General features: G+C 48.0%; 28 protein-coding genes and 1 riboswitch. Of the genes, 16 read left to right on the forward strand and 12 right to left on the reverse strand.

Annotation, left to right across the window (positions count from 1 at the left end; genetic code table 11):
- Window positions 1–13 precede the first annotated feature (13 nt).
- The 12 genes from A4V09_RS21145 (at window position 14) to A4V09_RS21200 (ending at window position 9,681) form a co-directional block, all read left to right on the forward strand.
- Window positions 14–544 carry an FHA domain-containing protein gene (locus A4V09_RS21145; protein WP_065544062.1) on the forward strand — a complete coding sequence of 177 codons (531 nt, stop codon included), beginning with the start codon at window positions 14–16 and terminating at the stop codon, window positions 542–544.
- Between the two features lie 38 nt (window positions 545–582).
- The gene (gene essC, locus A4V09_RS21150; protein WP_065544063.1) at window positions 583–5,343 is read left to right on the forward strand and encodes a type VII secretion protein EssC; all 4,761 of its coding nucleotides are present in this window, start codon (window positions 583–585) and stop codon (window positions 5,341–5,343) included.
- Window positions 5,336–6,052, forward strand: a complete 717-nt coding sequence (locus A4V09_RS21155; RefSeq protein WP_065544064.1) for a LytR/AlgR family response regulator transcription factor — start codon at window positions 5,336–5,338, stop codon at window positions 6,050–6,052. The genes essC and A4V09_RS21155 overlap by 8 nt, the downstream gene beginning before the upstream one ends.
- The gene (locus A4V09_RS21160) at window positions 6,049–6,660 is read left to right on the forward strand and encodes a hypothetical protein (RefSeq protein ID WP_065544065.1); all 612 of its coding nucleotides are present in this window, start codon (window positions 6,049–6,051) and stop codon (window positions 6,658–6,660) included. Before A4V09_RS21155 ends, A4V09_RS21160 begins: the two co-directional genes overlap by 4 nt.
- Entirely contained in the window at window positions 6,647–6,895 is a 249-nt protein-coding gene (locus A4V09_RS21165) for a hypothetical protein (protein WP_065544066.1), read from the forward strand. The genes A4V09_RS21160 and A4V09_RS21165 overlap by 14 nt, the downstream gene beginning before the upstream one ends.
- Before the next feature lie 106 nt (window positions 6,896–7,001).
- Window positions 7,002–7,304, forward strand: coding sequence for a WXG100 family type VII secretion target (locus A4V09_RS21170; RefSeq protein ID WP_065544067.1), 303 nt, complete (start codon window positions 7,002–7,004; stop codon window positions 7,302–7,304).
- 23 nt (window positions 7,305–7,327) lie between these two features.
- Window positions 7,328–7,642 carry a WXG100 family type VII secretion target gene (locus A4V09_RS21175; RefSeq protein WP_065544068.1) on the forward strand — a complete coding sequence of 105 codons (315 nt, stop codon included), beginning with the start codon at window positions 7,328–7,330 and terminating at the stop codon, window positions 7,640–7,642.
- 130 nt (window positions 7,643–7,772) lie between these two features.
- The gene (locus A4V09_RS21180) at window positions 7,773–8,087 is read left to right on the forward strand and encodes a hypothetical protein (RefSeq protein ID WP_157123539.1); all 315 of its coding nucleotides are present in this window, start codon (window positions 7,773–7,775) and stop codon (window positions 8,085–8,087) included.
- A gap of 27 nt (window positions 8,088–8,114) precedes the next feature.
- On the forward strand, window positions 8,115–8,417 hold the full coding sequence (locus A4V09_RS21185; protein WP_065544070.1) for a WXG100 family type VII secretion target: 303 nt from the start codon (window positions 8,115–8,117) through the stop codon (window positions 8,415–8,417).
- Window positions 8,418–8,434: 17 nt separating this feature from the next.
- Complete coding sequence (locus A4V09_RS21190; RefSeq protein ID WP_065544071.1) at window positions 8,435–8,755, forward strand: WXG100 family type VII secretion target; 321 nt, start codon at window positions 8,435–8,437, stop codon at window positions 8,753–8,755.
- 15 nt (window positions 8,756–8,770) lie between these two features.
- Window positions 8,771–9,121, forward strand: a complete 351-nt coding sequence (locus tag A4V09_RS21195; RefSeq protein WP_065544072.1) for a WXG100 family type VII secretion target — start codon at window positions 8,771–8,773, stop codon at window positions 9,119–9,121.
- Window positions 9,115–9,681: an FHA domain-containing protein gene (locus A4V09_RS21200; protein ID WP_065544073.1), complete on the forward strand. Its 567-nt coding sequence runs from the start codon at window positions 9,115–9,117 to the stop codon at window positions 9,679–9,681. The genes A4V09_RS21195 and A4V09_RS21200 overlap by 7 nt, the downstream gene beginning before the upstream one ends.
- A 13-nt stretch (window positions 9,682–9,694) precedes the next feature.
- Here the strand turns inward: A4V09_RS21200 and A4V09_RS21205 are convergent, their stop codons facing one another.
- A complete protein-coding gene (locus A4V09_RS21205) occupies window positions 9,695–10,027 on the reverse strand; it encodes a helix-turn-helix domain-containing protein (protein WP_065544074.1) in 333 nt (110 codons plus the stop codon).
- A gap of 262 nt (window positions 10,028–10,289) precedes the next feature.
- On the opposite strand from A4V09_RS21205, the gene A4V09_RS21210 reads away from it, so the two are divergent.
- The 3 genes from A4V09_RS21210 (at window position 10,290) to A4V09_RS21220 (ending at window position 12,239) form a co-directional block, all read left to right on the forward strand.
- Window positions 10,290–10,469: a hypothetical protein gene (locus A4V09_RS21210; RefSeq protein ID WP_065544075.1), complete on the forward strand. Its 180-nt coding sequence runs from the start codon at window positions 10,290–10,292 to the stop codon at window positions 10,467–10,469.
- 374 nt (window positions 10,470–10,843) lie between these two features.
- The gene (locus A4V09_RS21215) at window positions 10,844–11,149 is read left to right on the forward strand and encodes a hypothetical protein (protein ID WP_157123540.1); all 306 of its coding nucleotides are present in this window, start codon (window positions 10,844–10,846) and stop codon (window positions 11,147–11,149) included.
- Window positions 11,150–11,243: 94 nt separating this feature from the next.
- The gene (locus A4V09_RS21220) at window positions 11,244–12,239 is read left to right on the forward strand and encodes a dipeptidase (RefSeq protein WP_065544077.1); all 996 of its coding nucleotides are present in this window, start codon (window positions 11,244–11,246) and stop codon (window positions 12,237–12,239) included.
- A 66-nt stretch (window positions 12,240–12,305) separates the two neighbouring features.
- On the opposite strand, the gene A4V09_RS21225 is transcribed toward A4V09_RS21220, so the two are convergent.
- The 11 genes from A4V09_RS21225 to A4V09_RS21275 form a co-directional block, all read right to left on the reverse strand.
- Window positions 12,306–12,911, reverse strand: coding sequence for a thiamine phosphate synthase (locus A4V09_RS21225; RefSeq protein ID WP_065544906.1), 606 nt, complete (start codon window positions 12,909–12,911; stop codon window positions 12,306–12,308).
- 45 nt (window positions 12,912–12,956) lie between these two features.
- On the reverse strand, window positions 12,957–14,117 hold the full coding sequence (gene thiH / locus A4V09_RS21230; RefSeq protein ID WP_065544078.1) for a 2-iminoacetate synthase ThiH: 1,161 nt from the start codon (window positions 14,115–14,117) through the stop codon (window positions 12,957–12,959).
- A gap of 13 nt (window positions 14,118–14,130) precedes the next feature.
- Window positions 14,131–14,898, reverse strand: coding sequence for a thiazole synthase (locus tag A4V09_RS21235; RefSeq protein ID WP_065544079.1), 768 nt, complete (start codon window positions 14,896–14,898; stop codon window positions 14,131–14,133).
- A 19-nt stretch (window positions 14,899–14,917) separates the two neighbouring features.
- Window positions 14,918–15,568 (reverse strand): sulfur carrier protein ThiS adenylyltransferase ThiF, encoded by a 651-nt coding sequence (gene thiF / locus A4V09_RS21240; protein WP_065544080.1) that lies wholly within the window; start codon window positions 15,566–15,568, stop codon window positions 14,918–14,920.
- Between the two features lies 1 nt (window position 15,569).
- Complete coding sequence (gene thiS, locus A4V09_RS21245; RefSeq protein ID WP_065544081.1) at window positions 15,570–15,767, reverse strand: sulfur carrier protein ThiS; 198 nt, start codon at window positions 15,765–15,767, stop codon at window positions 15,570–15,572.
- A gap of 73 nt (window positions 15,768–15,840) precedes the next feature.
- The gene (thiC, locus tag A4V09_RS21250) at window positions 15,841–17,148 is read right to left on the reverse strand and encodes a phosphomethylpyrimidine synthase ThiC (RefSeq protein ID WP_065544907.1); all 1,308 of its coding nucleotides are present in this window, start codon (window positions 17,146–17,148) and stop codon (window positions 15,841–15,843) included.
- 91 nt (window positions 17,149–17,239) lie between these two features.
- Window positions 17,240–17,347: riboswitch (TPP riboswitch) on the reverse strand.
- Between the two features lie 68 nt (window positions 17,348–17,415).
- Complete coding sequence (locus A4V09_RS21255) at window positions 17,416–19,413, reverse strand: glycoside hydrolase family 31 protein (protein WP_065544082.1); 1,998 nt, start codon at window positions 19,411–19,413, stop codon at window positions 17,416–17,418.
- Window positions 19,414–19,540: 127 nt separating this feature from the next.
- Window positions 19,541–20,428 (reverse strand): AraC family transcriptional regulator, encoded by an 888-nt coding sequence (locus A4V09_RS21260; protein ID WP_065544083.1) that lies wholly within the window; start codon window positions 20,426–20,428, stop codon window positions 19,541–19,543.
- 201 nt (window positions 20,429–20,629) lie between these two features.
- A complete protein-coding gene (locus tag A4V09_RS21265) occupies window positions 20,630–21,670 on the reverse strand; it encodes a threonine aldolase family protein (protein WP_065544084.1) in 1,041 nt (346 codons plus the stop codon).
- Between the two features lie 475 nt (window positions 21,671–22,145).
- The gene (locus A4V09_RS21270; protein ID WP_065544085.1) at window positions 22,146–23,045 is read right to left on the reverse strand and encodes an acetamidase/formamidase family protein; all 900 of its coding nucleotides are present in this window, start codon (window positions 23,043–23,045) and stop codon (window positions 22,146–22,148) included.
- A 20-nt stretch (window positions 23,046–23,065) separates the two neighbouring features.
- Window positions 23,066–23,662, reverse strand: a complete 597-nt coding sequence (locus tag A4V09_RS21275) for a Na+/H+ antiporter NhaC family protein (RefSeq protein WP_065544086.1) — start codon at window positions 23,660–23,662, stop codon at window positions 23,066–23,068.
- 360 nt (window positions 23,663–24,022) lie between these two features.
- Between A4V09_RS21275 and A4V09_RS21280 the strand changes: the two genes are divergently transcribed.
- The gene (locus tag A4V09_RS21280) at window positions 24,023–24,694 is read left to right on the forward strand and encodes a response regulator transcription factor (RefSeq protein ID WP_065544908.1); all 672 of its coding nucleotides are present in this window, start codon (window positions 24,023–24,025) and stop codon (window positions 24,692–24,694) included.

Raw genomic sequence — 24,694 nt, forward strand, 5'->3', positions numbered from 1 at the left:
GCAGGGTGATAGCATGTATGCGGCTTTGATGATCGCAGCGGTTTTATTGCTGTTGTCAGCCGGATTGGCAGCAGCAGTCAGAAAAATCATACACGGCAGGGAAACACAGAAGTGTTACGAGGCAGCGCGCAGGATCATTCAGGAGGAACACCTGAATTATGCCATAAAAAATCCATTGAACAGTCATGGGGCCAGACCGCAGATGCAGAAGATCATGATCTGCCTGAAGACAGAGAATGCCAGAAAAAACAGCTATGTTTTTGATCCGGAGAAGGGAATCCATATTGGCAGGGACAGCGGAAAAAATGAAATTTGCCTCCAGGATGTAACGGTTTCCGGGGAACACTGTAGGATTTTTCTGTATCAGAACCAGATTTATCTGCAGGACTGTAATTCTGCCAATGGGACTTTTTTAAAGAAAGGAACCCGCAGGCCTTGTGCCCTGCATGGAAATGCGGAGATGCTCCGCAATAAGGACAGGATATATGTGGGAAATACGGTGTTTAGGACTATTATTTTCTACTGTGACATGCTTACAGCATAGATGCAGAATAAAAACACGGGTGATAGCAGGGGGAAAACATGATAGTAATTGTATATAATTCCGGGGTCTACAAAGAATATCTGCTTCCTAATATAACAAATGCAGATTATACACTGAATCTGGGAGAGACATCTCTTGGTCTGACAAAGAATGTGGAGGTGTTGATGGAGATCACTGCAGACACATGGAAACTGCTGTCGGGAGAGGGATATACCATCAGCGAAGATCAAAAGGTGCTGACAGAGAGAGTCATCATGGACGGGGATATTATTGATCTTATAACAAATGCAGGAGAAATCATGCAGCTCATTGTAGCGGATGCTGATTTTGATTTCCCTGTTATGCAGAAGTTTGATATCAGCGGTGAGAGTTATATCACCATTGGTAAAAATGAGGACAACAGTATCATCTATAACTTTCAGCATCTTATATCAGGCTGCCACGGTATCCTGGAGAGAAGAGGCGGAAGCCTTTATATCCAGGATACCAGCGCAAACGGCATCTTTTATAAATACAGACGGATCACAGGGAATAAAAAACTGGAATTTGGGGACTGCATTAATATATTCGGCCTTAAGCTTCTGTATTTGGAGAATGTCCTGGCAGTGGGAACCTGTTATGGGGAGTTCCGCATCCAGGAAAACAGTCTGTGTCCGTATATTGACGCGGACTTAAGGGCTGTAAAACAGGCGGAAGCACTTCAGGGAGAAACGGGATCCGGTGGGGGAAGAAACCTGCGTAAAGCCCAGGTGCAGTATTTTAACCGCTCACCGCGTAATATACCTTCCATAGCCACGGAACCGGTGGAGATTGAGGCGCCTCCCAATCCCCATAGGATGCAAGAAAAACCTGTTTTTCTCTCCATTGGACCCGCCTTTACTATGGCAGTCCCAATGCTCCTAGGATGCAGTATGGCCATTCTCAGCTCCAGGATCGGGGGACGGTCCTCCGGTGCGTATATGTTCACAGGCCTGATCACAGCAGTGTCTTCTGCTGTTTTGGGAGTTTTTTGGGCACTTATGAATCTGAAATATTCTAAGAAAGAGCTGCAGGAAGAGGAGGAGCAGAGGTTTAATGCCTATGGAAATTACCTGATCAAAATTGCAGATTCACTGAAAGCAAAGTACGAGCAGAATGAAAGGGCTCTTCACCAAATGTATCCGTCCGCAGCAGAGCGCTGTGGATATGGGGAGACATCACCAGCCCTGTGGAACAGAAACCATACACACCCGGATTTCCTCTATTACAGACTGGGGACCGGAGATATACCATTTCAGGTTGACATCTCTATACCGAAGGAAAAGTTTACACTGATCAATGATTCCCTGCAGGAGAAGCCGGCGCTGATCAGGGATGAATATAAAATATTAAAAGGTGTTCCTGTGGGTATACACCTCTCCAGATATCCCCTGATAGGGCTTGTGGGAGGAAGCGGGAAGGATGGAGCTGTAAAGCTCATGCACATTCTTGCCGCAGGAATCGCAGCCGGCAACAGTTATACAGATGTAAAAATGGTATTTGTCTATGACCGTAAAGAAGTACCATCCGTAAAAGCGTGGGAATGTATGAAATGGTTTCCTCATGTGTGGTCAGAGGACAGGAAGATACGTTATCTGGCTTGTGACGAGCCTGAGAAGGGAGATGTTTTTTTTGAACTGGCCAATACCCTGCGGTTACGCAAGGAGCAGAGTTCCGGTATCGGAAAGAAAGAGAGGGTAAAACCTTATTACATTCTGTTTTTGTGGGACGCCAGACTGCTGGAAGGGGAACTGATAAGAAAATATATCTACGAACCAAAGGCGGAATACGGATTCACCACCTGCATCATGGCTGAGACCTGTGAGGAACTGCCTAACGTATGCGAGGATATCATTCAAAATGATACATATTACCAGGGGTTTTATAATGCTATGGAAGCCAGCACGCTGAGGCAGAAAATAATGTTTGATACAGTAAGTCCGGCGCGTCTGGAACGTTTTGGAAGGAAGATTTCCAGGCTCAGGGTAAATGAGGTGGAGAGTAATGCGGATATCCCAAACAGCCTTGATTTTTTCCAGATGTATCAGGTTCATTCTCTGGAAGAGTTACAGGTGGCTGACAGATGGAGAAAAAACAGGACATATAACAGTATGAAAGCGCTTATTGGAAAAAAGGTGGGGGACGCGGATTGCTATCTGGATATCCATGAAAAATATCATGGCCCCCATGGCCTGATGGCAGGTACCACAGGTTCGGGAAAAAGTGAAACCCTGCAGACATATATGCTGTCCCTGGCTATAAACTTCAGTCCGGATGATATAGGATTTTTTGTCATTGATTTTAAAGGAGGCGGAATGGCAAATCTGTTCTCCAATCTTCCGCACATGGTGGGGCAGATCTCGAATCTGTCAGGCAATCAGGTGCGGCGTGCCATGATATCCATAAAAAGTGAAAATATGCGGCGTCAAAGGATCTTTGGTGAATACGGTGTCAATAACATCAACCTTTACACAAGACTGTATAAAAACCATGAGGCATCCCTCCCCATTCCCCATCTGTTCATAATCATTGATGAATTTGCCGAGCTGAAGCGGGAGGAGCCGGATTTCATGCGGGAACTTATCAGTGTTGCACAGGTTGGACGAAGCCTGGGTGTACATTTGATCCTTGCGACGCAGAAACCCAGCGGAACGGTGGATGATAATATCTGGAGCAACTCCAAGTTCCGGCTATGTTTAAGAGTTCAGGACAGGCAGGACAGTAATGATATGCTTCACAAGCCGGATGCGGCATTTATCACCCAGGCTGGCCGTTGTTACTTACAGGTAGGGAATGATGAGATATATGAATTGTTCCAGTCTGGGTGGAGTGGGGCTATCTACAGTGAAAATATGCAGGATAATGACCAGGACAGTGCGGTGCTGCTCACCAGGACAGGGAAAGCTGCTGTGGTCGGTAATCGGAAAAAGAAGAAACAGAAGACAGAGGATACCGGGAAAGTAAAAGAAGTTACCCAGCTTGACGCCGTAGTGGAGTATCTGGCAGCAGCCGCGGCGGAAAACGGATATGATTACCGCATGCGGTTGTGGCTCCCGGTTCTGCCGTCTGTGCTGTATCTGATGGATCTGCCCGGATATCAGGCGGCGGGGTATGAGGACAGGGTATATAAAAGCCGGGAAGGAAGATGGAATTTATCCGCTTATGCAGGGCTTTGTGATGACCCGGTCAATCAGGCACAGGGACCTCTGTCTGTGGATTTTTCTGAAAATGGGCACCATGCTGTATGCGGAACTGTAGTGAGTGGAAAAAGTACATTTTTGCAGACACTACTGTTTTCATTGATAACAAATTATTCGCCGGACTACCTGAACATATATGTCCTTGATTTCAGCAGCCGGATGCTGGCTCCCTTTGAGGGGCTGGCTCATGTGGGGGGTGTTATCTATGAGGATGAGGAGGAGAAGCTGGGGAAATTTTTTCATTTGATGCGTACTTTCATGGAGGAGAGAAAGGCCCTTTTCAGAGGTGGAAATTACAGCCAGTATGTGCAGGCTTATGGGGTAAAGCTGCCCGCGATTTTGATCGTTATTGATAATTTTGCAGGGTTTAAGGAGAAGACAGACAATGTATATGAGGAAACCCTCATTCAATTGTCAAGGGAGGGGGCAGGATACGGAATGTATCTGCTGATCGCTGCGGCAGGATTTGGACTTTCAGAGATCCAGAGCCGTATAGGCGATAATATCCGCACCGTGATATCCCTGGAGATGGGTGATAAATTCAAATATATGGATGTTCTGCGCACAACCCAGATCCCGGTTCTGCCTGAAGCTGAGGTAAAGGGAAGAGGTCTGGCTTTTGTGGAAGGGAATCTTCTGGAATTTCAGACAGCGCTGGCGCTTCCGGCAGAGGATGACTTTGAGAGGGGGAAGGCGATTGCTGACGTCTGCAGAAAAATAAGTGATCATTGGACCGGAAAAAAGGCAAAGACCATTCCATATATACCGGTAAATCCACAACTTTCCGATTTGGCCGGGCTGGAGGAGTATGCAAAAGAAAACCGGCAGGGAGAGCAGCTCCCCTTTGCCTACAGGATGGAGGATGCGTCACTGTATAGTGTGGATCTGAAATATACATACTGTTACTTTATCATGGGCAGGCCTCGGACAGGAAAAACCAATGTACTGAAACTGCTCCTTCATGCAGCCTGCGGGCAGAGCGCGGATGTGAAGGTCATAGAGACAGAGAGCACGGAACTGAAACGGGCAGCACAGGAATATAAAGTATCTTATCTGAATACGCCTGAGGATGTATTCCGGTATTTCCAGGAGCTGACACCTGAGTTTGTAAATCGCAATAAGAAAAAGAAGGCATGGCTGGCGGAGGGTGTTTCAGAGGAAGATATTTTTGAACGCATGAAGGAAACACCTCCAATCTATTTATTCCTTGCAGATTTGGCAGGGTTTTTAAAGATGATCTACAGGCAGAATGGCTCCATCAGCCCTATGAATGGGTTTGTGGAAAATATTATGGAGAAAGGAAGTTTACATAATATATATTTCTTTGGGTGCCTGAATACGGAGGAAGCTGCTCAAATAGCGGGTTATAAAGCCTATTCCTGTTTTACGGGATATAAGACAGGAATCCATCTGGGTGGAAATCTGGCTTCACAAAGAATTTTTAACTTCCAAAATATACCCTATATGGAATTGAACAAAGGAATGAAAAGGGGATTGGGATATGTGCCTGACAGGGAGGATGATTCTGTGGCTGAAAAAGTAGTGATCCCACTTGCCGGGAGGATGGATAAGAATGGTTGAGATGCTGATATCGGGAAGAGGGAAACAGGAGGTGGAGAGCATTTACCGATGTTCCAGAGAGCTGGCAGCAAAGTTTACGGAGGAGAAGTGGGAATACTACTGTTTCTGCACTGCAGACAGTCTCAATGGGTTCGTAGATCAGAAGCCTCTGTTGGATATGATCTGTGTGGACTTGACCATGTCGGATGCCCTGACAGCGGTACAGAAACTCAGAAAATTTAACGGACATGCGTATATTACAATTGTGGCAAGTCCGGATATATCACCGGCTGTCTATATGCGGCCTGGTATCATGGCAGGTTCCCTGATGCTGAAACCTTTGACAGAGAAACAGGTCCGGCAGGTCATGACGGAGGCTTTCCAGGTATTTGTAAAGCGATTTGCGGACAATAGTATAAAAGAACAGTTCGTGATAGAGACAAGAGAAGGCAGGACGCTGATCAATTATTCCCAGATTTATTATTTTGAGGCCAGAGAGAAGAAGATTTTTCTGATCACAGAGACTCGGGAAATTGCCTTTTACGACACGATCAATCACCTTCTGGAGGCGCTTCCTGATGGATTTCTGCGCAGTCATAGAAGCTTTGTGGTAAACAGCGGCAAGATAGACAGTATACGCCTGGGGAAGAATATGATCCTGCTTGAAAATGGAGAGGAGATTCCCATTTCCAGAAGCTTCCGCCAGGTGTTTAAGGAGTTCGGAACATGATTCATGAAGTTTATGAGGCATATCTACTCTCTCAGGAGGAATTCGGTATTCTGCTCAGAGCATCAGGATGCAGCGCTTTTTATGGATTTCCAATAGAGGGGAACAGCCTGAACAGAAAGGAGCTTTTGCTCAAGCTGCATCAAATGGTGAAAAAGGGGTTTTTGATCTCAGATGGGAAACGTTTTTTAATGGACGCTGCTTTGGCCTCCTGTGTCCGCATCCTTGCGGACGCAAAAAAGATGCTTCTGGTGTCTGTTAAGGACCCTCCGCTGCCAGTGTACTGCTGCTATCCGGGACGGCAGATCGTAATTTGTGAGTGGATGAGCAGAAGGGACGGCTATGTAAAACTGAAACAGACAGATAGTGAAAAATTCTATGAAATGCTGGTAGAAGAGGGATATTTCCCTGCCATGGGGGAGGGGAGCCTGCAGCTGCTGGATAACCGCACAGGAAGCCTGGAGAGAAGTCTCACATTACAGAGAATTGGCCTGGAGCAGGTTTTGCTGCTGGAAACAGAGGAGGGAAGAACCGGGAAGCTCTATTCGGAGGATGCTATAGAGCAGATGTTTTGTGCCCTGACAGGAGGCGGATTTTATGATATTGGTTGATGTCTATGTACCGGTGATCAATAAGATTTATGATTTTCATCTGGACGAAAACGCGGTTGTATGGAACGTGATAGAGGATATGGCAGATATGATCTGTCAGAAAGAGCAGTATCGACTAAGGGGAGAGCTGTCACAGCTTGCTCTGTGGATGACGGAGAGAAAGATGAAACTGGATAAGAGAGGAACCCTATTTGAAAACGGCATCCATTCAGGGGAACGGCTTATGCTGGTATAGGTGCAGTTCATCCATGTAAGTCTGTTATTTATCGCCTTTCTATCTAAAGGCGTGAGATAAATGGTAGGATAAAACTACCAAATAAAATAAAACGGAGGAAAAAAATATGGCATTGATCAGAGTAACTGCAAAGGAGTTGAAGGCCAAAGCAGAGGAATTGAGAGGTCTCAATGGACAGTTCAAATCTGCAGTCAGTGAATTGGAAGGAACAGAAGGACAATTGACAGGCATGTGGGAAGGCGAGGCAAAGAATGCATTTCACAACGCATTCCAGTCCGATAAGGCGCAGATGGACAATTTTTACAATGCAATAGAAAACTATGTGGCCCGACTGGAGTCGGCTGCAGCCAAGTATGAACAGACAGAAAACGCCAATGTGGAAATCGCAAATACCAGAAGCTACCGATAACAATCTGAAAAGGAGATGGAATTATGGAAGGTACATTAAAAGTTACACCCGAACAGCTGTCACAGACAGCACAGGAATTTGGAAACAAAGCGGGAACGATCGGCAATCTTACCTCAGAGATGACAAATCTTGTGGCAGGTTTGTCTTCCTCCTGGGAAGGTGAGGCATCCACTGCATACATTGCGAAATTCAGAGGTTTGGAAGATGATATCCAGAGAATGATCCGCATGGTGCAGGAGCATTCCACGGATTTGGAAGAAATGGCAAGGAACTACATGGAAGCGGATAATTTTGTAGTGCAGGAGACCCAGAGCCTGTCTTCTGACGTGATATCATAAAAATCTGTGGGAGAGAAATACAGCCGGCGGGGGCGGATACTCCCGCCGGATTGGTATATCCGAATAAGAAAACAGGAGTGATGACTTGGTCTGTATAGATTTAGGGGAAGCTCAAAGAGCAGCCGCTCTGTTGGAAAAACAAACAGGGACACTTAGAATGATCAGTGCCGGGCTGGACGAGATTTCACAGGAATTAAAAAGAAACAAAGTGCTACTGTACGCAGGCACGGCAATGGGAGAAGGAGCTGGCAGACTGGCAGAGCTGTCCAATATCATGGGACAGATGGAAAGGGCACTGGAAATGACCACTGCATATAAACAACAGACAGAGGTGCGCATCACAGAACAGTACGAGGGCAGCAGCAGAAGCTATACAGCCCCGAAGACCGTATTGGTAGACTGTGCGGCGTGGGAAAAGCTGCCGGATGATATATTGATATATTAACGAGATTCAGGAAGGGGGTGTTTATTGATGGCAGAATATATAGAGGCTGCGACGGAACCGCTCAGCGCGGATAAAGGAACCATGGAGGCGGAATTGAATGCTGTGTGCGCGGAACTACAGCAGCTTTTTCAGGAAATGGAGGAGCTGGATTCTATGTGGGATGGACCTGCCAGCCAGGCGTTTGCAGTGCAGTTCCAGACCGATTACCAGATCATGCAGGACATTATAGAGAATCTGAAAGGGTTTATTCAGTGTATGCAGTATGCTGCAGATGAATATAACAAGTGTGAAAATACCATTGCTGAACTCATATCGGCAATTCGGATATAAATACGGAGGAATTGGTTATGGCATTGGAGGGAATACTCAGGGTTACCCCTGAACAATTGATCCAAAAGGCGGATTCTGTATCTGCCCATGTGTCATCTGTACAGAATCATCTGGCAGCTATGCAGGAAGCTGTGGGACGCTCCGGAGGATACTGGAACGGAGACGCGGGTGACATGCATCGGAGAACATATGAAGACAAGCATACTGTGCTGGAAGAGATTCTGAAAAGACTGGGGGAACACAGTACGGATTTAAAGCTTATGGCCCAGAATTATCTCCAGATGGAGCAGGAGGCTGTGGAGATGATACAGGAGCTGCCGTCGGATGTGATCAGCTGATAGGAGGAAATCTGTATGAATGCAATAGAGTTTGATTTCCGACAGGCGAAGCAGCAGGCGGAGAGCCTGGATGATCTTGCATCCAGACTGGAAAGTATGGCAGCCAATGAATTCAGGGATGTAATGCAGAATCTTTCAGGTCATTGGAAAGGGGAAAATGCAGTCTCCTATTTTCAGAAGGGAGCCCGGCTGGAGAATGAATTGGTGAGGACTGTGAAGGAGATACATAAGACAGCGGAGAGTATCCGTGTTACGGCAAAAAAGGTATACGACGCTGAGATGTATGCCAAAAGACTGGCTGAGGAAAGGTCTTTCAGAAGCGGCGGGGGAAGCAGCGGCGGGGGAGGGAGCAGCAGGTCATGGTAGAAGTATTGTATCTGCTGGCTGGTTTACTTGCAGTTTTGCTCATTATTCTGATCTTCCTGCTTATCCGGAGGCGGAGAAAGTCTTATGTAGTTCCAAAAGTAAAGGTAAAAAAAGGTGTCTTTGTAAATGAGAACGGTATTAATGTGGAAAGCGGACATCTGGGCAGCGGAGATTTTTTTCGTGGTACGGGAAAAGAGAGATTTGAGACAGTCTGTATGAGCGAAGAATTAAGAGAGCAGACCTTTGGCCTTCGGAGAAAGCAGATCCGTCTGACAGAAGTTACAGATGGCAGGGTGTATCAATCAGTTTTTGCAAATGGTCTGATCATAGGCAGAAAAGAGATGGATCAGGAGGGATATCCCAGTCTCATGATACTGGACACCTCTATATCAGGAAAACACTGCCGTATTTTTATGCATGGAGATACTGTATATGTAGAGGATATAGGGTCAACCAATAAAACCTTTCTAAATGGAAGAGAAATAACTTCTGCCCAGCCGATACAGAATGGTGATGTACTCAGGCTGGGCAGGAAGGAGTTCCGGGTGAAGATGTGGTGAGAAATTTTGTGTATCAGTCTTTGACTGCCCTGGCGTATTCATTTAGAATCACCAGCGCGGATACCAGTTTATCATGGGGTAAAGCGCGGAGGATTTCAATAATGGCGTCGGAAGCAAAGTCACTTTTATTCCCAAAGACAATATAATCTGCACTGATATTGGCTCCGGTGCAGATTTTGTTTAACGTCTTGATTGTTATACTTTTTTTTCCGCGCTCAATATCAGCCAAGAAACTGTCTGATATATCACAAATTTCGCTGAACTGTTCCCGCGTCAGGTGAAGAGCTTCACGAATTTCTCGTATCCGAAGTCCTACGGTAAGGTTGTAATCATTTTTAAGCTCCATAGACAAGTCCTTCCTTATACAATAACCATGGCCAACAGATGAACATATATACTAAAATTGTACTAAAAAATTAGAAAATTAACATATTCTATGGAATAACTAGACAAATGCTAAAGACAACTCAGTAAATGAATATGGCAAATTAGAGAGTAAAATATACATCCTATAATTGGGCTTTATAAAAGTTTAAGAAAATATTCTGTCATTCTATAGAATATATATAGATATTTTATAGAATACATATGACATAAGGGGGGCTTTCATGAAAAAAGGCAGTGGTATCACAAAGAAAAATTTGTTCTGGCGTGTCATGAAAATACCTGCAGTTGTTATTGCCTGTATTTTAGGGCCAATGCTGCTTCTGTACCTGATACTTGGCATTACGGGCAGGAACAGCATCGGTGTAACAGCAGAGCTGGCAGCAGCGGACTTCGCTGTCTGACGCGCCAGGAGAGATATCTGAACAAATGTTTTGAGGAAGAAATGAAGGAGAAGTGCCTAGATCAGGAAGGAAAATATATGGCTTTTGACTGGTACGTCAGACAGAATAAAAGCTGCCTTTATATTTTTCACAGAGATGCTGTACAGAGGATGGATGAGATTTATAGGAAAGATGCAACGCGTTATGGTATGCGTGTTGTCCTGTGACGGGTATAACATGGCGGATTTTAAAGTAAATACAAATGGATTGGAACAATGTGCATCAAGAAAACAGTTGACGGAATAATAGGAGGGATCAGCAGTTTTACTTTTGGAAATGTAGGGAAATACATTAAAATCCCGGGTATAACATCAGGAAGAGGGAGTTTTTCGTCAGTGTGGAAACAGATAGTGACTAAGGCAAAGAAGAAATTGATCAAGAATGTAACAGCCAAAACTCTGATGAAAGGTCTTGTGGCTTACGGAGGAATGAAGTTTATTGATCAGCTTATTGATTCAGGTAGAAAAACACTTCAAGATACTATGAAAGAATGGGGGAGGGGAGGGATACAGGCGGTACTGGAACGTCTGTTTCCCAAATCGACAGGCACCAGCAGCAGCAGTGCACTCATCGGGGCAGTTCTGGCGGCGTTGTCCAACAATCCCGGAATCAATATCTCCTGTGCTGCAGGTGGAACATAAATTGTACAGATATATGTTTGAATATCCCGGCATAATCATATATAATAAAATTAAAAAGATATTCTGAACAAAACATCAGAAATGGAGTTTTATTATGCAGATCATAGACATGCATTGTGACACCATCAGCAAGATCCGCCGGGTGGAAAAAGAGGGCAGTCCCGCCAGCCTCCGCCAAAATGCCCTCAGTGTGGATTTGGAAAAAATGAAAAAAGGGGGTTATACCCTGCAGACCTTTGCTATTTACGTCAACTGGGAGGAAGAGCCGGACGCGGAGGCAGCCGCCAGAGAAATCCTGAAAATCTTTCGGCGGGAAATGCAGCAAAGCGCAGACCTGATTTCCCAGATCAGAACCTACAGGGAGCTGGAAGCAAACGAAAGAGCAGGAAAGATGTCAGCCCTTCTCTCCCTGGAGGAGGGCGCCATATTCCAGGACTCTGTGGATTCCCTCAGATGGTTCCAGGAACAGGGAGTCAGAATGGCAACCCTGACCTGGAACTATGAAAACGATCTTGGGTATCCCAACTGCATGGGCAATCCCTTAACCCAGGAAATCTGGAGCTGGGGTGATGACCGCGGATTAAAAGAAAAAGGCATCCGGTTTCTGGAAGAACTGGAGCACCTTCACATACTGGTGGATGTCTCTCACCTGTCGGACGGCGGATTCTGGGATGTGGCAAAACACTCCACCCGTCCTTTTCTTGCCAGTCACTCCAATGCAAGAGGCCTGGCAAAAGCTTCTGCCAGAAACCTCACAGACGATATGATCCGCACCCTGGCCGGCCGGGGCGGCGTCATGGGCCTGAACTATGCCGTCTCTTTCATGCGGCCTGCCTGGAAGCCGGGTGAGAACGGCACCACAGTAGAAGAGATCATACAGATGGCAGATTACATCACAAACGTGGGCGGAACCGAATGCCTGGGCCTTGGCAGCGATTACGACGGTATCCTGGAACTACCCGAAATCTCTGACTGCAGCCGGATACAGTTTTTGGCAGAGCAAATGGAAAAACACGGTTTTACATACAGCCAGACAGAAAAAATTCTGGGAGGCAATGTAAGAAGGTTCCTAAAAGAGAACCTTTTCTAGGGTGACAGTTCACGGAAGGTGCCTTAAACCACTTGAACTGTAAAAAGGGATCATGCCTGATTTCATCTAAATTCCCCAGACCGAATCACGCATGATTCCGGACATCACACAAAAACCAGCCGCCCCTGCTCCCAGCACGCTATCCACATTACCAGGTGTGATTCCGCCAATTGCATACACAGGAATCCGAACCGATTCACAAACACTTCTCAAAAAAGGCAATCCTCTTGCAGGAATCCCCTTCTTACAGTCCGTCAAAAACACATGGCCCGCCGTCACATAATCTGCTCCCATCCTTTCCGCCATAACAGCCTCCGCCACCGAATGAACCGACACGCCGGCCATCGCAAAGTCTCCCGGCAGATCTCCCTTCTCACTACCCAACCGGAATTGGTCAAATGACATATGGATCCTCGAACACCCAAGCCTTAGCGCAGCCTCCGGCCAGGAGTGCAAAATACAGGCAGTCCCATACCTCCGGCAGATTTCCAAAACCCTCTCAGCCAGTTCAAAATATTCTTCCCCATCCAGATCCTTCTCCCTCAGCACAATCCCCCCCGGCCCCTTCGCCGCAATCCTCTCAACCCTCCCAAGAAAATCCCCGTCACAAATCCCCCGATTCGTCACCCCCAGCATCTTCTCAAACGAAATCCCATTCAGACATTCATCCATAAACCCATCCCCTCCACTGCTTCCGTCCCCCTTTTTTATCCCCAACTAAACAAACACATAATCATTCAAAACCGGCTGCATCCCCCTCTCCAATACATCCCGATAGACCTCCTCAACCCCCCTGTCATCCGAAATCTCAAACTGCTCATCCCCCTTATCCTCCAACTCATCCACATGACTCCCAACCCCTGTACTAACTCCCGCAGAAATCTTAGTCGCCGCGATAGTGATCACATGATCCCGGAACTCAGCTCTTTCCCTGGTAGAAATCGTGATCCCCGCGAACGGCATAAAAAGCCTGTAAGCCATGATCACCTGAAGAAGCTGCGGTTCATGTACATCTTTCGGATTGATTTTATCATTATTAATAATAGGCCTGAGCCGCGGACAGGAAAACGAGATCTCAGCCTGCGGATACTTCCTCTGCAGATACCACGCATGCATCCCGGTAGCAAACGCATCCTTTCTGAAATCATCCAGTCCCAGGAGCGCCCCAAAAGCAACCCCTCTCATCCCGCCCAGCAGCGCCCGTTCCTGTGCATGAAAGCGATAAGGAAAAACTCTCTTATGTCCGGCCAGATGCAGTGTTTCATATGTATCAGAATTGTAGGTTTCCTGGAACACAGTCACATGATCCGCCCCGCATTCATGGAGATAAGCGTACTCCTCACTGTTCATAGGATAAACCTCCAGCCCGACCATCTTAAAAAATTTCCTTGCTATCCTACAAGCCTCCCCCAAATACTCCACATCGCTTTTTCCGCGGCTTTCTCCGACCAGTATAAGAATCTCTTCCAGCCCTGTTTTGGCAATGGCCGCCATTTCCATCTCTATTTCTTCAGCGTTCAGCCTTGCCCTGCGGATTTGGTTATGGCAGTTAAACCCGCAGTAGATACAGTGATTTTCACAGTAATTAGAGATATAAAGCGGTGTAAACAAATTTACACAGTTACCGAAATGTTTCCTGGTTTCAGCCTGGGCAGCCTGTGCCATCTCCTCCAGCAAAGGTTCAGCGGCAGGGGACAAAAGCGCAGCGAAATCTTTAGGTGTACGGATATCATGGGACAGGGCAGTAAGCACATGGGATTTTGAAAAAGCATTGTAGTCATAACGGTCCATGTCCCGGATCACCTTGTCCATTACATCAGAACCCAGAGCTTCCATACCCCCCATATATTCCATATGATTCGTTCTTCCTGCAGTCATTTTGCTCCCCTCCCTATTGTTCCAGAAATCCGGTAAGCGGGGAGGAGGCACTGGCCCTGCCGTTTACCATGCGCCCAAGGCCCGAGAGATACGCGGTGCGCCCTGCTTCAACCGCCTTTTTAAAAGCTTCCGCCATAGCCGGAATGTGGCCCGCAGTGGCGATGGCCGTATTTGCCATAACTGCGGCGGCACCCATTTCCATGGCTTCACATGCCTGGGAAGGGCGGCCAATCCCTGCGTCCACGATAATGGGAAGGTCAATCTCCTCAATCAGTATTCGGATAAATTCTTTTGTGCACAATCCCTTGTTGGTGCCGATCGGTGCACCCAGGGGCATAATACAGGCAGCTCCCGCATTTGCCATGTCTCTGGCAGCATTTAGATCGGGATACATATAAGGCATGACAATAAATCCCTCTTTTGCCAGCAGTTCTGTGGCGCGGATGGTCTCCTGGTTGTCGGGAAGCAGATATTTAGAGTCGCGGATGACTTCAACTTTAACAAAATCACCGCAGCCCAGTTCTCTGGCCAGACGGGCGATCCTCACTGCTTCCCCGGCGGTCCTTGCCCCGGAGGTATTGGGGAGGAGGGTTACACCTTCCGGTATATGTTTCAGGATACTGTCAGTACCGCTGTTGGCTCTGCGCACGGCCAGAGTGATGATCTCGGCCCCCGCGTTTTCAATAGCTGCGTGGATCAGTTCCGGGTTGTATTTACCGGAGCCAAGGATAAAACGGGAGTGGAATTGGTGTCCGCCCAATATAAATTTGTCATCTTTCATAATGTCACTTGCCTCTTTTCTATACGTCTTTTTCTCCAAGAATAAGTCTCAGTATCATATTAGCCTGATGCGCCGCGCAGAGTGTGACTCTGGGCGCCATGAGGCCTATGCCGGAGGCGATATCGCTGGTGCCGTCCCCGCAAAGATACAGGTTCTTCATTCTTTGCTGTGTTTGTATGGTGTTGCTGCTTCCATGACCGGCCATGCCGGAGCCGGATACGATAACTGCATCCGGACGGTGTTCCAGCAGATGATTGACCAGCATGGCTTTATTTTTGGCCCTGTCAAATGCTTCGCAGATGATCTTGTCATCTGCAAGTATGGCGCCTGCATTGTCAGGCGTCAGTTTAACCGTATCTGTACGGACAAAAATATAAGGATTGATCTCTGAGATCTCTTCCCTCAACGCGTCTGTTTTATATTTCCCCAGGTGCTTCATTTTGTAGACCTGGCGGTTTAGATTACTTGGTTCTACCCTGTCAAAATCAATCAGATGAAGACTTCCGATCCCGGCCCGTGCAAGCATGACAGCCACATTGGAACCCAGTCCCCCAAGGCCGGCAACGGCAGCCCCGGCATGTTTAAGCTTTCTATGTACGGGAAGGGTGTGGCGCGCTGTAAGAACTGCCTCGATTTCAGCTTTTGTAAGGATTGTGTGTCTGTCTTCCAAATCAGCCGCCTCCTACAAAGCTGACAACCTCATAAATATCTCCATCACGGACATTGGTGTCAGCGTAACGGTTTTTGGGAAGGATATCACCATTTCGCTCTACGGCGATGCGCTGCAAGTCATAACCTTGTTCCAAAAGAAGTGTCCCTACGGTGCATGGGTCAGAAAGCCGAACTGCATTTCCATTGATCTTTATCATGTCATATACCTCCTGCGTAAAGAACTCAAAAGCCAGTGCATGTGGAGTAAGTGCGCGGCTGCTGCCACACCTGTCACTCGTCATAAATATTTACGATCTCACCTTCCAGGATCCGGTTCATGTTCTTCACGGCACAGAAATTACCGCACATGCTGCAGGTATCCTCTTTTTCCGGTTTGGCCTCCGCCCGGAAGCGTTTTGCTTTTTCCGGATCCAGGCAGAGCCGGAACATCTCCTCCCAGTCCAGTTTTTTGCGGGCGGCACTCATTTTATTGTCCCAGTCAGCCGCACCTCTCACTCCCTTGGCAATATCGGCTGCATGGGCTGCTATGCGGGAGGCCATAATGCCCTCCTTCACATCATCCAGGCTGGGCAGGCGCAGATGTTCCGCCGGGGTTACATAGCACAGAAAGGAAGCGCCATAGGCAGCAGCGATGGCACCGCCTATGGCGGCTGTGATGTGGTCATAGCCTGGGGCAATGTCTGTTACCAGGGGACCCAGGACGTAGAAAGGGGCGCCCTGACAGAGGGTTTGCTGGATCTTCATGTTTGCCGCGATCTGGTCAAGGGGCATATGTCCGGGGCCTTCCACCATAACCTGAACATCCTTTTCCCAGGCGCGTTTTGTCAGCTCGCCCAGGGTGATCAGCTCCTGGATCTGGGAGATATCGGAAGCGTCCCGGATGCACCCGGGGCGGCATGCGTCCCCAAGGCTCATGGTAATGTCGTATTCCCGGCAGATTTCCAGGATTTCATCATAGTGCTCGTAGAAAGGGTTTTCCTGGCCTGTCATTTCCATCCAGGCAAAGATGATGGAGCCGCCGCGGGAGACGATATTGGTGAGGCGTTTATTGCGTTTGAATCTGCCGGCGGTTTCTTTGTTGATGCCGCAGTGGATGGTCATGAAGTCCACGCCGTCCTCTGCATGCATACGCACAATGTCAAGCCACTGCCGGGAGGTGATCTCTTTCAGGGGTTTGTGATAATAGACCACTGCATCATAAATGGGGACAGTTCCGATCATAGCGGGACACTCCTTGGTCAGACGTCTGCGGAAGGTGCGGGTATCGCCGTAGGAGCTTAGATCCATAATGGATTCAGCCCCCATTTTTACCGCATGGCTCACCTTTTCTATTTCTATATCCATGTCTTTGCAGTCTCTGGAAATGCCCAGGTTTACATTGATCTTTGTTCTGAGCATGGAGCCGATAGCATTTGGCTCCAGGGAAGTGTGTTTTTTGTTGCAGGGAATGATGACCTGGCCCTTTGCCATGAGAGCCATAAGTTCCTGTACGTCCATCTGTTCTTTTTTTGCCGCTGCTTCCATCTCACCGGTGATGATGCCTTTTCTGGCAGCGTCCATCTGTGTTGTGTACTGCATGAAGATCTCCTTTCTGTGAAGGATACGGAAATTGCGGAAGGAGGCCGGGGGCAAAAAAAGTGCACCCCGGATGGGATGCACCAAATATTTATAAACTTCTGGTTCGCTTCCTACGCCGGCATTATCCGTATCAGGTTCCAGGGTCGAAATCCGTTCGTATTTCCTCTCAGCCGACGCGTCAGCTCCCCTTGCGTATGTAATTGTTCTCAGGTATTTCCTGCCATAATCATATAGCGGCAGGAAAGAATTGTCAACCTGTATTTTTCGTTAAATATTTTTGATCAGGTATTCCTGTCTGCCGTCCCTTAAAAATACAGGCATGGATGTAATAGGAGCCTCTGCTTCTGTCCACTGTCCGCCGTTTAAGATTTCACCTGTATGGGCATTGGTCCAGGTGCTTCCCTCAGGAAGATAGACTTTTCTTTGGAAGGCATGCGGTTTAACAATGGGGGCGGCGAGAATGTCCGGGCCGTACATATATTGGGTATCCAGTTCCCAGGTATTTAGATCCTCCGGGAATTCGTAGAACATAGTACGCATGACCGGAGCGCCCGTTGTGTGAGTCTCTGCCATAAGGCTTCTGGTATAATCCCGCATCATCTCACGGATCTCAATGAACTTCTTCATGATCTGGTAATTTTCTTCCCCATAGCTCCAGATCTCATTGTCAGCGCCTGTGCCTTCTGTCTCCTCCCCGTTTGTTTTGTAGAGAGGCGTGCGCGGAAGGCGGCATCCGTGAAGACGCATAACCGGGCAGAAGGCGCCGAACTGGAACCAGCGGACCAGCAGTTCCTGGAAGTCCTTGTCATAAATATTGCCGCCATGGAAGCCTCCGATATCTGTGGTCCACCAGGGGATCCCGGAAAGACCCATCTGCAGGCCTGCCACGATTTGATTGCGGAAATCCTGATAAGTGGAGTGAATGTCCCCTGACCAGATCAAAGCTCCGTACTGCTGGCTTCCTGCCCAGGCACAGCGCACCAGGTTCAGGACCTCCTCCTGCCCGTTTTCCTTCTGGCCTTCATAGAAACCGCGGGCGTATTCACGGGGATAAATGTTTCCCTGCTGCATAACACTTCCGGCATAATAACGGTAGTTTTCGTAATCATAGGTGGTGAACTCCGGCTCCGCTTCATCCAGCCAGAAAAGCTTGATCCCATTTTCCGCATAATTCTTTTTGCATTTATTCCAGACATATTCTCTGGCTTCCGGGTTGGTGGCATCATAGAATACATTGTTGCCCTGGAAATCCATCTGCACGTTCAGGCCGTGTTCTGTCTGGACAAGAAGCCCTTTCTGGCGCATCTCATTAAAATTCTCACTGCGCCAGTCAATCTGGGGCCATACGGACACCATAAGCTCCATGCCATATGACCGCAGCTCCTCGGCCATAGCCTTGGGATCAGGGAAGAAATCCTCGTCAAAGCGGTAATCACCGCAGCGCGGCCAGTGATAATAGTCCACTACAAAAACGTCCACGGGAATGCCGCGGCGGTGATACTCTCTGGCAACGGACAACACTTGTTCCTGGTTGTGGTAGCGCAGCTTGCACTGCCAGAAGCCCAGCCCGCATTCGGGCATCATGGGTGCCCTTCCTGTCACCTGGCTGTACTGGGATTCAATCTGGGCAGGTGTGCTGCCTGCTGTGATCCAGTAGTCCATCTTTTTCGTGCTGTCAGCTCTCCACTCCGTCACATTTTTGCCGAAGGATACGCTTCCGATGGCGGGATTATGCCAGAAAAAGCCGTAACCTTTGCTTGATACATAGAAGGGGATGGAGGCCTGGGAATTCCGGTGAGCCAGCTCAATGTTGCAGCCCTTCAGATCCAGGATGTCCTGCTGATACTGGCCCATGCCGTAAATCTTCTCATTTTTATTGGCCTCAAAGGTGACCTTCAGACGGAAATCACCGCCCATGTAAGGGGAGAATTTCCGGGCCTTGCGGTTCAGGGCACCGCCGCCGTCCATCTCCTTAAGCAGTATTTCTTTTTTGTCATTAAAGAAAGTCACAACCGCAGCGCTGTTCCAGCCTCTGGTGTCAATGAGGGCTGAGATCTTTCCGTTTGTGATCGTGGCGGTCTCCTCATCTGACCGGATCTGTGTATTTTTTGGTGCCTGCTCTTTCAGGGCACTGCTTGAAAGGTCCAGCGGACCGGAGGGCATGGAAACGACTCTCAGGCTGTTTTCGCCCCATGCCATAATACGGAGCGTTTCGCCTGCATTGCGGTATTCAATATAGCTTTCGCCTTGGGTAAAGAATGACATAATTTTCCTCCTGTAAATAGATAAATAAAATCTGGGGGCCGGACAGTGCCGGCCGCTGTGTATTTTCCAGTATTATAAAATTATCAGAGGAAAAAAACATCTAGGATGATGTCAGATCATATTAAAATCATGTCATATTTCTGAACTGGCTGGGAGTCATCCCCGTTGCTTTTCTGAAAGAGATGGCAAAGTAATTACTGCTGTCAAAACCCACGGCGATTGCAATATCAATGACCGGAAGGCTGGTCTCTCTTAACAGGGTCATGGAGCGGTTCAGGCGGTAGCGGTTCAGGTAGGATATGGGAGTGGAGCGGAAGGATTTCTTGAAAAAACGGCAGAACTGTTCCCTGCTAAGGGAAACAGATCCGGCAAGGGCGTCAAGGCTTAAGGGGTTTTGGTAGTTTTCATCAATGTAACGTAAGATCTTCTTTTTCCGTTCCTCATTAATGTAGTCAGATGTGGACTTCACATTGTGTTTTTCCTCTTTGATCAGGAGATGAAATAAAATCTGGTAAAGGTATCCCTTGATCAGCAGCTCCCGGTAGGGGGTGCAGGCAAAATAGTTCTTTGTCAGTTCCTTTAGCAGATGTTGTACGGCTTCACACTTTAAATCCGTGCCATATATGACATAGGAGGAGATAAAACTGTTTTCAAGGAAGGGATTCAGCTGTTCAGCCTGGATGGTGTCCTGATTTTTGCTGGAAATAAAGTCGGGATGAAACACAATGGAAGAAAATCGGCATTTTTGGCTGCGGTACTGATAGGCAACATGAAGCTGGTTGGGAGGAATGAGGACAACGGTATCTTTTCCCGCAAGAATAGAAATCCCGTCTACCACCAGTTCCATTATGCCGTCTGTCACAAAAAGGATCTCCGCCTCCTCGTGCCAGTGATTGTAAAGGATCAGTCCGTTTTCGCAGTATTCCATGTCCTGGTATACCTGAAGGGGAAACTTGTGGCTTCCGTGGGCTGCCCGTTCCTTTAAGTTGTCATTAACGGCCGGATGGATCTTCATATGGAGCCTCCTATACAGTGGTCTGAGAATAGTTACATGCAGATCGCTTTGTGATGGGCTGTCTGCTGACTGCCATCACGCATTCATACGGTCAGCGCGGTGAAAGCGCAGACCTGTCTGAACAGTTACAGAAAAAAGGCATTCTGGATAAAAACTTCCGGAATGCCTTTACATTAAGTTTCAGATACGCTCTGTCTTACATTATCTGTTGAATTTGGAGGCCAAATCCTCAAATTCAGATACAAAATCTCTGACAGCCTCCTCACTGGTCGCCCAGGAAGTACAGAATCTCAGGCAGGTGTGTTCCGGGTCAGGCTTGCACTGGAAGGTAGTCAGGAATCTTTCAGTGACAGCCTCCGCCAAGGCATCCGGGAAAACAGGAAATACCTGGTTAGAAGGTGCAGGTGCCAGAAGGGGAATGCCGGTTTTTTCAAACACATCCTTCAGGACCTGGGCCATGGCAACGCCCTTTCGGCCAAGCTCCAGATACAGCCCGTCCTTAAACAGTTCCTCAAACTGAACGCCCATCATCCAGCCTTTTGCAAGGATGGCTCCGTGCTGTTTCATATTAAACCGGAAATGGTCCTTAAATTCTTCTTTTACAATGACCAGAGCTTCTCCGAACATGGCCCCCACTTTGGTTCCGCCGATGTAAAAGGCATCACACAGATCCGGCAGGTCCGGGAAGGTCAGATGTGTCTCCTCCACAGCCATTGCCATGGAAAGGCGTGCACCGTCCATATACAGATACAGGCCGTGACGTTTGCAGAAGGTATACAGAGCTTCCAGCTCTTCTTTGGTGTAGACAGTTCCCACTTCTGTGGGATTAGATATATAAACCAGGCGGGGTTCCACCCAGTGTTCATTTTCATGCAGTTTTAAGACAGGACGGATCAGGTCCGGTGTCAGTTTTCCGTCATCTGCGGGAATGGAAAAAACCTTATGTCCCGTAGCTTCAATGGCTCCGGTCTCATGTGTGTTGATATGACCGGTATCAGCACTTAAAACAGCTTCATAAGGCCGCAGAATGTGAGAGATAAAAGTCAGGTTTGTGAGAGTCCCACCGGCGATGAAGTGAATGTCCACGCTGTAATCTTCAAGTGCTTCCTGAATCAATTCCCTTGCGTTGTCACTGTGCTCATCCAGTCCGTATGAATTGTTCTGGTGATAATTGATGGTTTCCAGCGCCCTGAGTATGTTTGGATGCGCTCCTTCACTGTAATCATTCTGAAAACTATACATGGTAAACATCCCCTTTTTCCGTGATTCGATCCCATTCAGAGTTCATATATAAACCCAAAATGACATGCTGCTGTTTCAAGCTACATTCTATCACACTTTCCCGGAAAAACAAATCATTTCGTTGAAAATGTCCGTTTTTGTTGATATAATGGGCGCAACGAGCCAAGTGGGAGCTTGCTCACATTTGGCGACTGCAGGAGATTGGGAACGCAGTTCGCAATATAATGGGCGCAACGAGCCAAGTGGGAGCTTGCTCACATTTGGCGACTGCAGGAGATTGGGAACGCAGTTCGCAATATAATGGGCGCAGCGAGCCAAGTGGGAGCTTGCTCTCTGGCGGTCCACAGGCTTTGCTTTCTTCAGATATTCCAAAAAAATCCCTCCCTTGCAAATGTTGATACACCGTAACCCTGAAGGCATTGAAAAGTTACGTTATACCTAGTATACAAGAGAGGGAAATGCTTTGGCAAGCAGATTATTTCTGACGGTAGCCGTATGCTTCCAGATACCGCAGAGGGATAGACATGCGCACCGTTTTATTTGGATTTACCGTCTGGCAGATAGACAGGTCAGCGGCAATGGACTGCAGCATAATGGCCTCATCAGAGGTCAGCTCCGTCTCAGTCACCATATAATCATGCAGGTACTCCACTGCCTTTTCCCAGGCCTGGTCCACTGTTTTACAGGAAGCCACAGCCATGACCCGGCTGTCTGTGACCACAACCGGATAGGGCTTCTGGCAGCCGGGAATCACAGTGAGCTTTAAGGTCACCTCACCTGCAGTCTCCACACCGCACCCACCGATCTCCCCGTCCCCCATACAGGCGTGCAGGTCACCCAGGGACAGAAGCGCGCCCCGTACAGATACGGGAAAATAGACACTTGCACCCTCTTTGATCTGGGTGCAGTCCATGTTGCCCCCGTGCGTGTCCGGCGTATCCGTGGGGATTTCACGGTCCGCGGGAGCCACACCGATGACTCCGATCATAGGCTTTTGGTCCAGGGAAAGCCGGGAGCTGAAGCGGATTTTCCCGTCTTCAATGGGGAGACGTTTAAAGGCAGGGGCTTTTACCAGGCGGGCAAGGCAGCCAAAGTCCGGATCAATCTCCGTAACGCCCATATCAGCCAGGGAAATCCGCAGTATTTCCACCTTCAGGGTATCCCCCGGCTCTGCCCCGTCCACGAAAATGGGGCCTGTTGCAGGATTTAGTTCATCAAAGCGCAGAGAGTCGAAGGAACTGTCTTTTGGGACCAGCCTGTCCCGGAAACAGTCATAGGTATGTACAGTAACGGTTTCACCGTCTTTTATGGTGAGAACAGGAGCATGTTGTCTGCTCATGGTATAGACCACATGGTCCCGGTTTAGCTTTTTCATAAAATTCCTCTAAACAGTTTTTATTCTTTTATATGCTTGATGTGGTCTGTAAGCTTGGCCCCCGCGATGGCAGCAGCCAGGTTCGTGGTGTCAGAGAGGGGAGACATTTTATCTCCGAAGTAGGCGCCGGAAATGATGGCGCCTCCAGCCAGACCCACAGGGATATCCAGACCTTTGGCGATTCCCACAAGCGCAATGCCGATAGTTCCCACAGTGGCCCAGGAACCGCCTGCGGCCAGGGAGACAATACTGCACAGGATCATGCAGGCAGCCAGGAAAAAGGCAGGGGTAAGGATCTGCAGCCCGTAATATACCAGAGCAGGGACAATACCGCCCACGATCCAGGTTCCTATGGTGGCACCGATGATGATCAGCAGCAGGACAGCCTGCATGATACTCTTCAGGGATTCCACAGCGCCGTCCTCCAGATCCTGCCAGGTATAACCCATAAATACGATAGCGATAAAGGCAGTGATACAGGTACCCAGAATAAGCGGGACCTGTACATCCACCTGAAGCACAGATACGGAAAAGATCAGGATGATGACAGTCAGCACCACCGGGGTCAGGGCCAGAAGCAGGGTAGGCTCTTTCTTTACTTTCTTTTTTGCGTTCATTAATCTTTTTCCTCCATTCTAACTGAAAATGGTGTAACGTTTCAGCTTTTGATGAATTAAGACTATCATAGCCTGTAAAACCAATGTCAACAAGCAAAAAGAAAGATTTCATGGAGTATACCCCATGAAAAGCCTTAGCGTGTGTTTGAAGCTGGCTTCCTGGCAGATGTGCGTCTCACGATAGTCCCGTGGTATTTCACTGTAACGGGTGGGTTACTGTTCTCAGGCCCCTGTTGGGGCAATAGGAAACGAGTGCATTTTCTCCTCTTTTTTGCTATACTTATGAAAAGATGCCGGGGGCAAAGATTCCCTTTAGGGGAGGAGATTCATTATCACATGGACTGTCAGGAGGTAAAGGAAATGAGTAAATTATTGATCGTGGAGGATGACCGGGACCTGCTGGAGGGACTGGCATTTTCTATGGAGAGTGAGGGATATGAGGTTATTTGTGCATCCGCAATGGAGGAGGGCCTGAAAAAGTTCCGGGAATCATCTCCGGATTTTATCATATTAGACTGTAATCTGCCCGATGGAACCGGCTACGGGTTTTGCCGTGAAGTCAGGAGAAACAGTCAGGTTCCGGTACTGATGCTGACTGCCAGAGACACGGAGATGGATGAGGTGCAGGCTCTGGAGACGGGAGCGGACGATTATATGTCAAAGCCCTTTTCCCTGGCAGTTTTAAAAACCAGGATCAAGAAGCAGTTAAAGCGTAAGGATGTGGAATTGACCCAGTTTTCCAATGGGTTTTATATAGACAGGGGAACCTGCCGTGTGCTGCGCGGTGACAGGGAGATATCTTTAAGTACAGTGGAGTACAGGCTTCTCACCTACCTGATAGATAACAGAGGCCGGATCGTCAGCAAGGAACAGATCTTAGCCTACGTCTGGGACAGGGAAGGCCGTTTTGTGGACGAGAACGCAGTATCCGTAAATATCCGCCGCCTTCGCAGGAAAATAGAAGAAGACCCGGATAACCCTGTATTTATCAGGAATATCCGCGGCATGGGATATATGTGGAAGGAGACGTGA

Source organism: Blautia pseudococcoides, from assembly GCF_001689125.2.
GTDB lineage: Bacteria > Bacillota > Clostridia > Lachnospirales > Lachnospiraceae > Blautia > Blautia pseudococcoides.

What these genes read in the sequence shown, in the direction of transcription:
- A4V09_RS21145 (WP_065544062.1), top strand. Translation starts at nt 14, where the DNA reads ATGTATGCGGCTTTGATGATCGCAGCGGTTTTATTGCTGTTGTCAGCC.
- essC (WP_065544063.1), top strand. Translation starts at nt 583, where the DNA reads ATGATAGTAATTGTATATAATTCCGGGGTCTACAAAGAATATCTGCTT.
- A4V09_RS21155 (WP_065544064.1), top strand. Translation starts at nt 5,336, where the DNA reads ATGGTTGAGATGCTGATATCGGGAAGAGGGAAACAGGAGGTGGAGAGC.
- A4V09_RS21160 (WP_065544065.1), top strand. Translation starts at nt 6,049, where the DNA reads ATGATTCATGAAGTTTATGAGGCATATCTACTCTCTCAGGAGGAATTC.
- A4V09_RS21165 (WP_065544066.1), top strand. Translation starts at nt 6,647, where the DNA reads ATGATATTGGTTGATGTCTATGTACCGGTGATCAATAAGATTTATGAT.
- A4V09_RS21170 (WP_065544067.1), top strand. Translation starts at nt 7,002, where the DNA reads ATGGCATTGATCAGAGTAACTGCAAAGGAGTTGAAGGCCAAAGCAGAG.
- A4V09_RS21175 (WP_065544068.1), top strand. Translation starts at nt 7,328, where the DNA reads ATGGAAGGTACATTAAAAGTTACACCCGAACAGCTGTCACAGACAGCA.
- A4V09_RS21185 (WP_065544070.1), top strand. Translation starts at nt 8,115, where the DNA reads ATGGCAGAATATATAGAGGCTGCGACGGAACCGCTCAGCGCGGATAAA.
- A4V09_RS21190 (WP_065544071.1), top strand. Translation starts at nt 8,435, where the DNA reads ATGGCATTGGAGGGAATACTCAGGGTTACCCCTGAACAATTGATCCAA.
- A4V09_RS21195 (WP_065544072.1), top strand. Translation starts at nt 8,771, where the DNA reads ATGAATGCAATAGAGTTTGATTTCCGACAGGCGAAGCAGCAGGCGGAG.
- A4V09_RS21200 (WP_065544073.1), top strand. Translation starts at nt 9,115, where the DNA reads ATGGTAGAAGTATTGTATCTGCTGGCTGGTTTACTTGCAGTTTTGCTC.
- A4V09_RS21205 (WP_065544074.1), bottom strand. Translation starts at nt 10,027, where the DNA reads ATGGAGCTTAAAAATGATTACAACCTTACCGTAGGACTTCGGATACGA.
- A4V09_RS21210 (WP_065544075.1), top strand. Translation starts at nt 10,290, where the DNA reads ATGAAAAAAGGCAGTGGTATCACAAAGAAAAATTTGTTCTGGCGTGTC.
- A4V09_RS21220 (WP_065544077.1), top strand. Translation starts at nt 11,244, where the DNA reads ATGCAGATCATAGACATGCATTGTGACACCATCAGCAAGATCCGCCGG.
- A4V09_RS21225 (WP_065544906.1), bottom strand. Translation starts at nt 12,911, where the DNA reads ATGGATGAATGTCTGAATGGGATTTCGTTTGAGAAGATGCTGGGGGTG.
- thiH (WP_065544078.1), bottom strand. Translation starts at nt 14,117, where the DNA reads ATGACTGCAGGAAGAACGAATCATATGGAATATATGGGGGGTATGGAA.
- A4V09_RS21235 (WP_065544079.1), bottom strand. Translation starts at nt 14,898, where the DNA reads ATGAAAGATGACAAATTTATATTGGGCGGACACCAATTCCACTCCCGT.
- thiS (WP_065544081.1), bottom strand. Translation starts at nt 15,767, where the DNA reads ATGATAAAGATCAATGGAAATGCAGTTCGGCTTTCTGACCCATGCACC.
- thiC (WP_065544907.1), bottom strand. Translation starts at nt 17,148, where the DNA reads ATGCAGTACACAACACAGATGGACGCTGCCAGAAAAGGCATCATCACC.
- A4V09_RS21255 (WP_065544082.1), bottom strand. Translation starts at nt 19,413, where the DNA reads ATGTCATTCTTTACCCAAGGCGAAAGCTATATTGAATACCGCAATGCA.
- A4V09_RS21260 (WP_065544083.1), bottom strand. Translation starts at nt 20,428, where the DNA reads ATGAAGATCCATCCGGCCGTTAATGACAACTTAAAGGAACGGGCAGCC.
- A4V09_RS21265 (WP_065544084.1), bottom strand. Translation starts at nt 21,670, where the DNA reads ATGTATAGTTTTCAGAATGATTACAGTGAAGGAGCGCATCCAAACATA.
- A4V09_RS21270 (WP_065544085.1), bottom strand. Translation starts at nt 23,045, where the DNA reads ATGAAAAAGCTAAACCGGGACCATGTGGTCTATACCATGAGCAGACAA.
- A4V09_RS21275 (WP_065544086.1), bottom strand. Translation starts at nt 23,662, where the DNA reads ATGAACGCAAAAAAGAAAGTAAAGAAAGAGCCTACCCTGCTTCTGGCC.
- A4V09_RS21280 (WP_065544908.1), top strand. Translation starts at nt 24,023, where the DNA reads ATGAGTAAATTATTGATCGTGGAGGATGACCGGGACCTGCTGGAGGGA.